Origin of the sequence: Streptomyces sp. WM4235 (assembly GCF_001279725.1) — a bacterium.
In the GTDB taxonomy this organism is placed as follows: Bacteria; Actinomycetota; Actinomycetes; order Streptomycetales; family Streptomycetaceae; genus Streptomyces.
This window is the reverse complement of the sequence record NZ_LGDE01000032.1, coordinates 1-11,308: the sequence shown is the minus strand read 5'-3', so window position 1 is coordinate 11,308 and position 11,308 is coordinate 1. Positions and strand designations below refer to the sequence as shown.

Below are 11,308 nucleotides of genomic sequence, written 5' to 3'. Positions count from 1 at the left end.
CGCCCCGCCCCGGGCGTCGCAGGAAGGGCTGGGAGGATTCCGGGGCCTCGGCGGCATCTCCCGGGCGATCGGGGGACGCCCCCCCCGCCGGCGCGGCGATCCGACTGACCGCCCAAGCGCAGGAGGAACCACTCCGCGGGAACGCGAAGTCGTCGCGGCGCACGGCGTCAAGCGACGGCGGAGTTGACGCGGACGCCGCGCCAGAGGGCGGGGCGGGGTGGGGTGGGGTGGGGTGGAAGAGAACCTGTGGTGGCCGGTTTCGTACGGCCGGCCACCCGGGCGGTTGACCCCTGGGGGGTTTGCGCGGTTGTTTCCGCATCCGTCGGATGCGGCGGTCGGGTCGGTCGAGCGGCACACGGGGTGGGCAAGCCTCCCACCTCCCCGTAAAGACTTTCTTCACGGTTCACTCAAAGCGATGGTCGACATACGTCAATACCGGCAACTTCTCTCCCATTCCAGACACGACACCTCACCGTACGCCACAGGAAGTCCCCTTTCCGGAAGAGGGTTTTCCTGGTCAACCCGCCGTACTCCGAGGTAAAGATCGTGTAGACGGATCAACGGCATCAACCACCCCAACCACCACATCGATTTGCCCCAAACGGGAGGAACAGTGGACATCAGCGCGCGAAACCCTCATCAACGTCGGGAGCGGGACCGCACACTCGCGGTCCTGCACGCCCTGGAGGCACTGGGTGCGGGGCCGCACCGTTTCCGCGCCATCGCCAACCGCACCGACCTGGACGACTCGACGGTTCACCGCCGGCTGCTGCGACTCCACCAGGCAGAGCTCTGCGATCGACCCCGCTTCGGCCACTGGGAGCTCCGCCCCGCCACCGGCGCCATGGCCGAACTGCCGCCGGGACTGGTGCACCCCAGCAGAGCCCCCGTGCGGGGCGCCACCCTCCTCCTCGAGGGCATCCATCGACGCACCCGGCAGGTGGTGCTCCTGCACACCTACTCACCCCTGAACGGGGAGCGCGTGTGCATCTCCGCCGCTGGCACGTCCCATCCGCGTTTCCGGCGCGAACTGGCCCTCACCCCCGGCGCCGTCGACCGACTCCGCCACGCCCCGCTCCACTGCGACGCTCCGGGCCTGGCCATGCTCGCCAATCTCGCCGGTCAGGACGTACCCCTGCGCGATGACCTTCGGCGGATCCGCTCCGCCCAGGTGGCGGTCACCGGCTCACCACTGCCCGGCTGGAGCCTGGTGTCGGCACCTCTCCGGCGCCTGCCCGGAGCCCCGGCGGCCCCCGGTGCCGAGCCTCGCGTGGTCGGCGCCATCAGCATCCTGGCGCCCGATCTCACCCAGGGCAATGCTCACGTCGCATACGGAACAATGCTGCGCAACGCCGTGCAGGCGGTCCTCCACAACAGCGTTGCCGCCACCCGCCCCCTCGCCTCGGCCTCCCGGGCGGCTTGACCCGACCGGCGGCGCCTGTCGGCCCCCCAGTGGAGGAAAGGTCCCCTCGATACGCGACGGGGACCTTCACCAAGGAGTTGTTGGTCGGCGCCGAGGCACCCGCCGACGCGGGCAGTCGCACTCATCCCGGCGCCGCGGCGGGCGAACTCGGGGCGTGGTCCGTGGGCAATCCGCGCATCACGCGGAGCGGTGACAGGAAGTTGGGGAGGAAACTCACCGTCATGCCGGCCGCCCCGACCCACAAGGTGCCTGTCGCTCCGAACACGGAGCCCGACACTCCACCCATGAACCCGCCGAAGGGAATGCCGCCCCAGGACACGAATCGAGTTGTCGCACTCATCCGACCCAGAAGTCGATCCGGTGTCAGTGCCTGTTGGAGGCTTGATTGGGCCACGACCCGAACGACTCCGCCCGTCGACAGAAGCGCGAGTCCGATCGCGGCCACGTACACGCTCCAGCCGGGTCGCGCCAACGGCATGAGGACGGTCAACGGACACGTCGCCGGCACCGAGAGCCAGATGACCGGACCGTACCCGACCCACTCCGAGATCCTGGTCGCCGCCAGTGCGCCGAGCAGGGCGCCGCAGCCCATCCCCGACAGAACGAGACCGATCGCGAAGGGCTGGAGCCCCATCTCCCGATCCAGGTGGACCAGCAGCATGGTTTGGTACATGACCAGGAAGCTGTTGAACATCGCGTCTCCCAGCATGATGGCGCGCAGTACGGGGTGCCTGAGGACGAACCTCAGCCCCTCCCTGATCTCCCTTCCCAGTCGAGGGCGCTCACTGGACTCCGGCTTCGGTTCTCGTCCGCGGATGGTGAGGGCGAGCAGCCCGGACATGGCCATGCCCGCCGAACTCGCCAAGAGGGTTGCCGGGGCTCCGATCAGGGCGACCAGCGGCCCTGCCATCGTCGGTCCGCCGATACTGGTCACCGAGCGTACGGCCGACAGTTTCGAGTGCCCTTCCACAAGTTTGTCGCGGCCCACCAGGTGCGGAAGATGGCTGACGTACGCGACATCGAAGAAGACGGTCAGCATTCCATGAAGCAGGGCGGCCGCGTAAAGCCACTCCATGGAGAGAAGGTCGGCCCACCACCCGATCGGTATCGTCAGGAGGACCAGCGCGCGAGCGAAATCAGTGCTGACCATCACCGATCGCTTCCGCATGCGGTCCACCCATGCGCCGGCCGGCAACCCGACCAGGAGCGAGCCTGCCGTGGTCATCGCGGTCAGCAACCCGACCTGGAACTCGTCGGCACGCAAGGACGCGATGGCGACCAGGGGCAACGCGAGGAAGACGATGCGGTCGCCCAACTGACCGACCGCGGTGGCAGCGGACAAACGCCCGAAGTCCCGATCTCGCAGGAGTCCGAGTCGGGAAGTTCGTGGCATCGTTTCTCCAACCTCGGAAGAGGGAAAGTCGTTCCATTGGTTTCAGCGGTTACGGGCAGTCGGCGCCGAACTCGTAGACCACTTCTCGACGCGCGTCCGGAATGACCATGTCGGCGGTTTCCACGGGGCGTCCATCGGTGTCGTAGATGATGCGCTCGATCCGGAGCACGAGGTCCCCCACGCTGATCCCCAGCAGGTTCGCCTGTGCCTGGGTGGCACGCGCCGGGCGCGGAACCTCGACCACGGTCGAGATGACGACGCCGATGGAGCCCATCCGCTCGACCACCCCCCTGCCCGCCAGGGGGCCCGTCTCGGGCAGCACGACCGGTGTTCCCTCGGTGATGTTCATCGGCTCCCAGGATTCGGAGAGCTGGACGGGCTGCCCTTCGGCGAGGAACTCGTAGTGAGTGTTGACGCAGGGGTCTCCGGGGCTGATGCCGAGCCGCCCGGCGATTTCCTCAGGGGCGGGAACACGCACTCGGCTGTGGGAATCCCAGGCGTCGGCCCTGCCCCGCTCCCTCACCTCGGAGCGGGGGGAGGAGCCGCCTCGGAGTTCGCGGTGCCGCGAACGGACCAGTCGCAGGCGCTCGCGCGGGGTGCGGACGTAGGTACCCGAGCCGGCGCGGCCTTCGAGAAGACCGTCGATGATCAACCGGTCCACGGCCCGCTGCATGACGTTGCGCCCGACCCCGTACTCCTCGGCGAGCCGGGCCCGGGACGGCAGGCGTCCGCCGATCTCCCACTCCCCCGCGAGGATCCGCGTGCGCAGCGCGTCGGCCACTGTGAGGTACTGAGCCTCTCGGGGCATGGATGGTCCTCCGGTGGGTCCGCTCCGCCACGGCTCGGAACCGGTCGCTTTCAGGGGGCGTTGGCAAGCTACTGCACGGCGGAAAAGCTGCTGGAGTAGAAGTACGCTCGGCGCTCACGCGCCCGCGGGGGTTCGCGGCATTCGGCCGGTGACCGCCGCGGCCCCGTCCGCGGGCGGGTGCACGGGGGGGCGTCAGGGCGGTTTCGGGGGGGCGCCGGCCGGTGGGCGGGGGTCGCCCAGGGTGGCGGGCAGTTCGGCCCTGCGACGTATGCCCAGCTTCCGGTAGGTGCTCGTCAGGTGGGTCTCCACGGTGCGGCGGGCCAGGTGCAGCAGGTCGGCGATCTCGGTGTTCGTCCGTCCGGCGGCGGCCAGGTCCGCGATGCGGCGCTCGCTGTCGGTCAGGGCGCCCGAGCCGGTCCGCGCCGCGGTCGGGACCCGGGCGCCGCCCTCGCGCAGGGCCTGCTCGGCGAGGGCGAGGAGACGTAGCCCGCCCTTGCGTTCGGCCAGGTCCGCCGCTTCGCGCAGCGGGTCGCGGGCGCGTCCGCGTTCGCCGGCGGCGAGAAGCTGGCGACCCTGGGCGAGGAGGGCCTCGACCAGTTCCATGCCGGCGTCGGCGGGCGCGTCCCTGAGGGTCTCGACCGCCTCCTCGGCGAGGCCCAGCCCTCGGCGGCCACCGGTCGCGGTGCCGAGGACCCGCAGGGCGCGGCCCACCGTGCGGGGGGTGTTCCACACCCTGGCCAGCCGCAGTTCCTCGGTGGCCAGGGCCAGGGCCTCCTGACCGCCGCCGAGCGCGAGGCGGCACTGGGCGACCGCCGACCGCCAGGGGGTGACGACCGGGCTGAGCACCTCACGGGCGCTCTGCCGGCGGCCGCACTCCAGGAAGTCGTGGAGGGCGCCCGCCGGGTCGCCGGCGGCGAGGCGCTGTACTCCTCGCGCGTAGAGGAAGCGGTTCAGCTCCCACGATTCGGGGGCCCGACTCAGGTCGAAGGCGTCGGCGAGCCGTCGGGCCTCCTCGGAGCGCCCGGTGTGGACGAGTGCCATCAGCACGTGGGCGTCCCGGTTGGAGGGTCCGCTGTGGGCGCGTGCGGCGACGGCCGCGCCGTCGCCGCGCACGGCGATCAGCCGGGCGATGTCGCCGCGGGCCGCCGCGATGTCGGCGCGGGTGTTGAGCAGGGCGTGCTCCATGGGGTGGAGGAGGGCCGGGTGCTGGCCGGCCAGGCCGCGGTCCACGAGCCGCTCGGCCTCGTCGAGTTCGTCGGCCCATTCGGCGACGGCCGCCGCCGTGCCCAGGAGGAACGGCTCGGCCAGCGGGTCGGAGGGTTGCGCGAGCAGGGCCCGTACGCGGGTCATGGCCTCGCCGGCCGAGATCAGCCCGGCCGTCGCCTCGTAGCGCACCAGCAGGGCCCGGCTGGCGGTGCCGACGAGTTCCGGCGCGTACTCGCCGCTCTCGGAGAGCCGACGGTAGGTCTCCTGACGGGTCACGAGGTCGGCGTCGGACAGCAGGGCGGTGGCGGTCTGTACGGTGCGGGTGAGTCCCGGATGTCCGTCCAGACTGCCCTCCGTGCGCCGCAGCACCTCCAGGGCCGTGGTGACCTCGCCCCGGCCGACCAGGGCCGTGCCGAGGGCGACGGCCGTGCGCACCCGGTCGCGGGGTGCGGCCGGCAGGTGCTGTGCCTCCGCCAGGCGTGCGATGGCCACGGCGCCGTCGGCCGAGGCGTACTCCAGCGAGCCCAGTTCGGTCAGCAGCCGTTGGCGCCGGTCGTCGGAGAGCGGTTCGTCGAGGGCGCGGCGCAGATACCCGGCGCCGTCGCCGGGGCGGGCGTCGTTCACCGCGACCGTCGCCGCGTCCTGGAGTACGCGCAGCGCCCAGGGCAGGCCGACGCCCGGCGTGCGCAGCAGGTGTGCGGCGACCGCCTCGACGCGTTCGCCGCGCCGCAGCATCGTCCTCGCGGCCACCAGGTGCGCGGCCTCCCGTCGTACCGTCGGCCAGCCGGTCAACACGGCGTCCCGCAGCAGTCGGTGGGCGTAGCGGGGCAGACCGGCGGGGTCCGGGCGCAGGAGTCCGATGCGGGTCATGGCGGTGAGCCAGCCCGTGACCCGTGCGGGGTCGGCGCCGGCCGCCTCGGCCAGCACCCCGGCCACGTCCGGGGCCACGGAGTCGCCCGCGCCGCCCCCGGGCTGTCGGTCCTCGGGCCGCGGCCAGGCCTCCTCCAGCGCCGCCAGGCAGCGGGCCACCTCGGCCGTCGCCGCGCCCGCGCTGTCCAGCCACCACGAGACGGCCGCCGGATAGCTTCCGGGGTACAGCGCGGCGCAGGTCTCCGGCAGGGGCGGGACGGTGTCCGGTACGGGGCCGTCCGGCCGCGGGCCGCCGAGGTCGTCGAGCAGGGCGTGGAGCAGCAGGGGGCTGCCCGCGCCCGCCCGTACGCACTCCGCCGTCCAGTCGGGCGTGGCCGCCGGCAGGGCGGCGTGGACGAGGTCCGCGGCGGCCGTGTCGCCGAGCGGGTCGATGGTGTGGGTGCGGACGAGGGACGGGGACAGGGATTGGGCGAGCCCGGCACGCCGGGGGTCGATGTCGTACTGGCTGCGTTCGCCGGCGACGAGCAGGACCGGTAAGCGGTCGAGGTGGCGTACCGCTTCCCGCAGCCAGCGGCGTGAGGGGGCGTCGGCCAGGTGGACGTCGTCGACCGCCATCAGGAGCGGGCCCTCGTCCGCGTACGCGCGCAGCAGCCGCCACAGGCGGGCGGCGCTCCCCCGGTCGTCGTGCTCGGGAGAGAGGTCGGTGAAGTCGGCGACAGGTCCCAGGAGTTGGAGGATCGTGGCGAAGGGTATCCCGGTGTCCTCCGGGGAGCACCGTGCCCACAGCACGCGCAGGCCCCGGGCTGCGGCGTCCTGAACGGCGGTTTCCAGCACGGCGGTACGGCCGGTTCCGGTGGCTCCCTGAAGAAGCACCAGGCCGCCGGAACCGGAGAGGGCCCGCTCCGTCTCGGCCGCGATCAGCGCCCGGGCGCGGTCGCGTTCACGGAGCGGCCTGGTCATCCGTGCCTCCTGTGGTGAAGGGTGTGCTTCGCCGCCGGGTGAGACGACGGATTCCGTGGCGCGGTGGCATGAAGTGGCGTACCTCACTGCCGACCCCCAGACCTGTCCGAATGCCGACGAGACCCGCTGTGACCTGCGGTGATGGCCGCCGAGGGCGCCGGCCTCGTGGTGCTCGCCGGCGCGGTCTCGTGGTGCGGCTCGTGGTGCTCCACGATTGCGGTTCCCGTGGCGACCGCAGAAGGGTGGAGGGTGCTCATCCGCCACCGGCCCGCGTTGCGCGGCGGGCCACTGAACAGGGGAAACGGTTGCTCAACTCACCCCGCACCACGACGACGACCACGTCCGCTCCCGGCACGGGCCACGACGCCGGCCCCGGGGACCGGCGCGTCCCCGTGGCGGTGTCCGCCGCGGACCCGATCGGCCTCGCGGGAGCGGTCGACCTGTTGCGCAGACACCCGGAGATCGAGCTTCGCGAGGAGTCCGGTCCGGGCACGGTGGCCCTGCTCGTGGAGGACGCCCTCGACGAGGCGGCGTTGACCCGGCTGCGTCGGATCGTGCGCAGCGAGGGGGCGCGCGCCGTACTCGTTGTGGGCGCGATGCGGGAGAACGAGCTGATGGATGTGGTGGAGTGCGGTGTCGGCACGATCGTCTGGCGCCACGAGGCCACCGGTGAGCGGCTGGTGCAGGCGGTGTTGGCCGCGTCCCGCGGTGACGGCGATCTACCCGCCGATCTGCTCGGCCGGCTCATCCACCAGGTGGGCACGCTGCATCGGGGCGCGGGCCGGGCCGGCGCGCCGGCCCTCGGGCTGACGTCCCGTGAGGTGGACGTCCTGCGGTTGGTCTCCGAGGGTTTCGACACCGGTGAGATCGCGGGCAAGCTGTCCTACTCCGAACGGACCGTCAAGAACGTCATGCACGGACTCACCACAAGGCTTCACCTGCGCAATCGGGCGCACGCCGTGGCTTTTGCCCTTCGGGAAGGCTACATCTGACCGCCCGGGCAAACGAACGCGGCCAGAGGTGTCCGCCGGGGCAGGCCGGACTGCCCCTCGATCGGCCCTCGTGCCCCTGCGGGCCGGGCGGCTGTCCGAGGGACGATCGACGGTGGACGACGGGCCGATCGGAATCGGTCGTGCGGGCGAGGCGGGAGTGCAGGCGTGATCCACGAGGTGGACGAGATGCTCAAGGGCCTCCTCGGCGGTGGGGCGTTGACGGGTTCGGGCATAGAGGTGGCCTTCGAGGCGCCGACGCGTGACTGGGCCGCCCGGCGCAACGCCCCCGTGGTCAACTGCTATCTGTACGACATCCGGGAGGACGTGGCCCGGCGTCAGCGCGGCCACATCGGGGTGCGGGACGAGCGTGACGTGGTGGTGCGGCGGAGCCGGCCGCCGCGCTGGTTCAGGCTGTCGTACCTGGTGACGGCGTGGACGAAGACCCCGCTGGACGAGCACCGACTGCTGTCCGCCGTACTCGCGACGCTGCTGCCCCGCGAGGTGGTGCCGCCGGACGAACTGCCGGGTTCGCTGGGGTCGCTGGGGCTTTCCGTGCCGCTGTCCGTGGCGGGCATCCAGTCGGAGTCGCGGTCGCTCGCCGAGATCTGGTCCGCGCTCGGCGGTGAACTGAAGCCGTCCCTCGACCTGGTGGTGACCGTGCCCTTCCCGGCCTACCCCGACTACGACGCGGGGCCGCCGGTCACCGAGGGCGCGACGCTGCGGGTGGGCGGGCTGGACGGCGACCCGGCGGTGTCCGAGGGCCGTTCGCACCGTCCCCACCAGGTGGCGGCCGCCCGGGCCGCGCGGGTCGCCGGCAAGGACGCGGCCACCCGCGGGGAGACCTCCCGCGGCTCGGACGCGCGGTGAGCGCTTCGTACGCCGTCTCTGCGTCGGATGCGGCGCCGGCTGCGGCGCCGGCCCGCGGTGGAGCACTGCCGCCCGACGCCGTCGACGAGCCCGCCCGCGCGCTGCTCGCCCGTCTCGACGGGCTGCGCGGGCGGGTGTCGGCGCTGGTCGAACGGCGGACGGCCGGCGATCCCACGGCCGACGATCCCCTGCGCGGCCTGTACCTGTCGGAGGAGGCGGTCCGCCATCTCCTCGGCTCCTGGCCCGCGGTGACGGACGGTGGGGCGGGATCCGAGGCCGGCGCCGATCGGGCCGTGGGCGGACAGGAGGCGTCGGGCCCGGGTGACCGGCTGGCCGCGCTGGCCGGGCGGGCGGGCCTGACCGCGCTCGACGTCGCCGTCGTGCTCGTCGCCCTCGCACCCGACGTCGACCGGACCTTCGAACCGCTCTACGGCTACCTCAACGACGACGTGAGCAGGCGCCGGGCCACCGTCGGACTGGCCCTCGACCTGTGCGGGGTGCCCGCGCACTCCGCAGTGGCCCGGGCCCGGCTGCACGCCCGCGCGCCCCTCGCGGCCCTGGGCCTGCTGGAGGTCGACGAGCCCGAACGTCCCTTCCTGACGCGTTCGCTGCGCGTGCCCGACCGGCTGATCGGGCATCTCCTCGGTGACGACACGCCGGACGCGGCGCTGCTCGACCTGCTGCACCCGATGCCGGAACCGCTGCCCTCCGACACGGCGACCGAGCAGTTCGCCCAGCGGCTCGCGGCCCTCCTGGAGTCCGGCCCCGCCACCGTCTATCTGCGCGAACAGCGCGAGGGCGAGGGCCTGGCCGCGTACGCCGCTGCCCTGCGCGCAGCGGGCTTGGACGGCCTGTGCTGCACGGCACCCGGTGAGCACGTCGCCGAGTTGCTGCGCGAGGCCCGCCTCAGTGGCCGGGCCGTCGTCGTGCCGGCGCTCCCCGAGCTGCCCGGCCCGCTGGTGCGGGCGCTCGCCGCGGCGCCGGACGTGACCGTGTTGCTGGCCGACCCCCGCCCGTACGACCCCCACTGGTGCCCCGAGGATCCCCTGGTCCTGGAGGCGCCCGGCCGCCGGGACGGTGGGACGGCCGCCTGGCGGGCCGCGCTGGGCGCGGACGCCGACGGCTTCGACCTCGCCGCGACGGTCGCCCCGTACCGCCTCGGCGGGGACCGGGTACGGCGGGCCGCCCGGGCCGCGCACGCGCTGGCCGCCTTCGACGGCGGTGCGGTCACCGCCGCCCATGTGCGGCGCGCCGCGCGCCGCCAGTCGGCCTCGGGGCTGGAGAGCCACACCCGCCGCATCCGGCCGGCCGTGGACTGGACCGACCTGGTCCTGCCCGAAAGACCCCTGGAACAACTGCGCGAACTGGCCCTGCGGGCCCGCCACCGCAGCCGTGTGCTCGGCGACTGGCGGCTCAGCGCGGGCGGTGGGCGGGGCCGGGGCGTCCTCGGGCTGTTCGCCGGGGAGTCGGGTACGGGCAAGACGTTGTCGGCGGAGGTCGTCGCGGCCGACCTCGGTCTCGACCTGTACGTGGTCCAGTTGTCGTCGGTCGTGAACAAGTACGTCGGCGAGACCCAGAAGAACCTGGAGCGGATCTTCACGGAGGCGGACCGCACCGACGCGGTGCTGCTCTTCGACGAGGCGGACGCCGTCTTCGGCAAGCGCTCCGAGGTCAAGGACGCGCACGACCGCTACGCCAACATGGAGAGCTCCTACCTGCTTCAGCGGCTGGAGTCGTTCGACGGAATCGCGCTGCTCACCACCAACCTGCGCGCGAACATCGACGAGGCGTTCACCCGGCGGCTGGACCTGGTGGTCGACTTCCCGTTCCCGGACCCCGGACAGCGCCTCGCGCTGTGGCGGTACGGGCTGGCGCACGTGCCGGCCGTCGACGACATCGACATGGCTCCGCTGGCCCGGGACTTCGAGCTGGCGGGCGGTTCCATCCGCAGCGCGGTGGTCACCGCCGCCTATCTCGCCGCCGGGCGCGGCGGGGAGGTGACGGCGGACGACCTCCTGGAGGGCGCCCGGCGGGAGTACCGCAAGGCGGGGCGGCTGGTGCCGGGCGAGGGCGGCTGGTGATCCGGCGGCCGTGCCGGTCAACAGGTCCGGCGGCCGTCCCCGATCACCGTCCCCGATCGGGGACGGTGATCGGGGACGGCCGCCGCGGGTTCAGTCGGTCTTGGGGTGGATGATCTTCCACTCCTGGTTGCCGGTGTTGCTGCAGTCGGAGATGTCCAGCCGGTCCCCGGTGTTGGCCCCGCCGTTCACGTTCAGGCACTTGTTGTTGCTGGCGAAGTTGCGGATCCAGTAGTCGCCGCTCTCCTGCTTCTCGATCCACCACAGTTGATTGTCGGCGGTGGTGCCGGCGCAGTGGAACTCGCCGATGCCGGTGCCCACGGGTCGGCCGCCGTACTCGCCGAGGTCCATGCAGAACTTGTCCGTGGTGTTGCGGATCTGGAAGAGCGGCTTTCCGCCGGGGCCGAGCTTCGGGTACTTCACCTCCAGGTTCCAGAGCTGGTTGTCCCCGGCGGTGCCGTCGCAGTTGGCCTGCTGGACGGCCGTGTTGATCGCGCCCTTCTCGCGGCCCGGCAGATCGGCGCACTTGCGGGTGGCGGCGTTGCGCAGCAGGACCTTCTCGGCGGGTACCACGGGCGGCGGTCCCGCGGGCTTCGACGGCTTCGGGGCGTCCCCTCCCCCGCCGCCGCCGGCGTCGTCCTTGGGCTTCTCGGCCTTCGGCGGTTCCGGTTCGGCGCTGGGTGACGGCGGCGGGGGCGGCGGGGAGAGTGC

The 11,308-nt window shown here is 72.9% G+C and carries 8 protein-coding genes; 4 read left to right on the top strand and 4 right to left on the bottom strand.

The features are described 5' to 3' along the window. Window positions 1–613: 613 nt before the first annotated feature. Window positions 614–1,423 carry a helix-turn-helix domain-containing protein gene (locus ADK55_RS04945; RefSeq protein ID WP_234349896.1) on the top strand — a complete coding sequence of 270 codons (810 nt, stop codon included), beginning with the start codon at window positions 614–616 and terminating at the stop codon, window positions 1,421–1,423. A gap of 121 nt (window positions 1,424–1,544) precedes the next feature. Here ADK55_RS04945 and ADK55_RS04940 read toward each other — a convergent pair whose 3' ends face one another. The 3 genes from ADK55_RS04940 to ADK55_RS04930 all read right to left on the bottom strand — a co-directional run bounded on the left by ADK55_RS04940 (window position 1,545) and on the right by ADK55_RS04930 (window position 6,660). Continuing rightward, complete coding sequence (locus tag ADK55_RS04940) at window positions 1,545–2,816, bottom strand: MFS transporter (RefSeq protein WP_053676219.1); 1,272 nt, start codon at window positions 2,814–2,816, stop codon at window positions 1,545–1,547. A gap of 49 nt (window positions 2,817–2,865) precedes the next feature. Further along, window positions 2,866–3,624, bottom strand: a complete 759-nt coding sequence (locus ADK55_RS04935) for a GntR family transcriptional regulator (protein ID WP_053676218.1) — start codon at window positions 3,622–3,624, stop codon at window positions 2,866–2,868. 192 nt (window positions 3,625–3,816) lie between these two features. Beyond that, the gene (locus tag ADK55_RS04930; RefSeq protein ID WP_053676217.1) at window positions 3,817–6,660 is read right to left on the bottom strand and encodes an AAA family ATPase; all 2,844 of its coding nucleotides are present in this window, start codon (window positions 6,658–6,660) and stop codon (window positions 3,817–3,819) included. Between the two features lie 305 nt (window positions 6,661–6,965). Here ADK55_RS04930 and ADK55_RS04925 point away from each other — a divergent pair, with 305 nt between their 5' ends. The 3 genes from ADK55_RS04925 to ADK55_RS04915 all read left to right on the top strand — a co-directional run bounded on the left by ADK55_RS04925 (window position 6,966) and on the right by ADK55_RS04915 (window position 10,600). Then, window positions 6,966–7,652, top strand: a complete 687-nt coding sequence (locus tag ADK55_RS04925) for a helix-turn-helix transcriptional regulator (protein WP_078998485.1) — start codon at window positions 6,966–6,968, stop codon at window positions 7,650–7,652. Window positions 7,653–7,817: 165 nt separating this feature from the next. Next, window positions 7,818–8,519 carry a DUF4255 domain-containing protein gene (locus ADK55_RS04920; protein WP_053676216.1) on the top strand — a complete coding sequence of 234 codons (702 nt, stop codon included), beginning with the start codon at window positions 7,818–7,820 and terminating at the stop codon, window positions 8,517–8,519. A 65-nt stretch (window positions 8,520–8,584) separates the two neighbouring features. Continuing rightward, window positions 8,585–10,600 carry an ATP-binding protein gene (locus ADK55_RS04915; protein WP_053676220.1) on the top strand — a complete coding sequence of 672 codons (2,016 nt, stop codon included), beginning with the start codon at window positions 8,585–8,587 and terminating at the stop codon, window positions 10,598–10,600. A gap of 90 nt (window positions 10,601–10,690) precedes the next feature. Here the strand turns inward: ADK55_RS04915 and ADK55_RS04910 are convergent. Beyond that, window positions 10,691–11,308, bottom strand: a 618-nt coding sequence (locus ADK55_RS04910; RefSeq protein ID WP_199826446.1) for an RICIN domain-containing protein, incomplete at its 5' end; no start/stop codon positions are given.

Excerpts from the sequence above, each read along its gene's own strand:
- ADK55_RS04940 (WP_053676219.1), bottom strand. The coding sequence starts at position 2,816 with ATGCCACGAACTTCCCGACTCGGACTCCTGCGAGATCGGGACTTCGGG.
- ADK55_RS04935 (WP_053676218.1), bottom strand. The coding sequence starts at position 3,624 with ATGCCCCGAGAGGCTCAGTACCTCACAGTGGCCGACGCGCTGCGCACG.
- ADK55_RS04930 (WP_053676217.1), bottom strand. The coding sequence starts at position 6,660 with ATGACCAGGCCGCTCCGTGAACGCGACCGCGCCCGGGCGCTGATCGCG.